This window comes from Paenarthrobacter nitroguajacolicus (genome assembly GCF_007786235.1).
In the GTDB taxonomy this organism is placed as follows: Bacteria; Actinomycetota; Actinomycetes; order Actinomycetales; family Micrococcaceae; genus Arthrobacter; species Arthrobacter nitroguajacolicus_A.
Genome location: NZ_VNFK01000100.1, coordinates 1 through 516, shown reverse-complemented (window position 1 = coordinate 516; position 516 = coordinate 1). Strand labels below are relative to the sequence as shown.

1 protein-coding gene is annotated in these 516 nt (G+C 43.8%); it reads right to left on the bottom strand.

Annotated features, from left to right (window positions below; translation table 11 throughout):
- Positions 1-516 (bottom strand): sensor histidine kinase (locus tag FQP90_RS23165; protein ID WP_280116007.1); only part of this gene is annotated, 516 nt, incomplete at both ends.

Below are 516 nucleotides of genomic sequence, written 5' to 3'. Positions count from 1 at the left end.
GGTCCGATGAAACTAGACCTAAATCACTTGGCACTTGGTTAATGATGCGGATTGGCTTGTTACCTAATAGGTGATGAGAAAGCTCAAGCACTAAGCTGGTGGCGGCAGACAAATCAACGGCAGACTTTTTAATATCCAAGCTGCCATAACGCATTTTATGGTAATCAAGCAGGTCATCAACCAGTGTTGCCAATCTCTGTCCACTACTGATGATGATATCCAGTTGGTATTTCTGATTAGCAGGAATAGGACCATTTGCGCCGGATATCAGTGCTTCAGCAATACCAACCATGCCATGTAGCGGTGTTCTTAGTTCATGTGAGGTCGTTGCCAAGAATTCATCTTTAAGTTTGTTGGCCAACTGCAGCTCTTCGTTTTGCTTTTGAATGGTCTTTAGGTTGTCCTCAAGCTCATCATTTTGGCTTCTAATTAGCTGCATTTTTTCGCGAATCGAACGCTGCATCCGTTCAAAGCTGACGGCTAAGCGGCCTATTTCATCTTTACGCTCAGTATTGA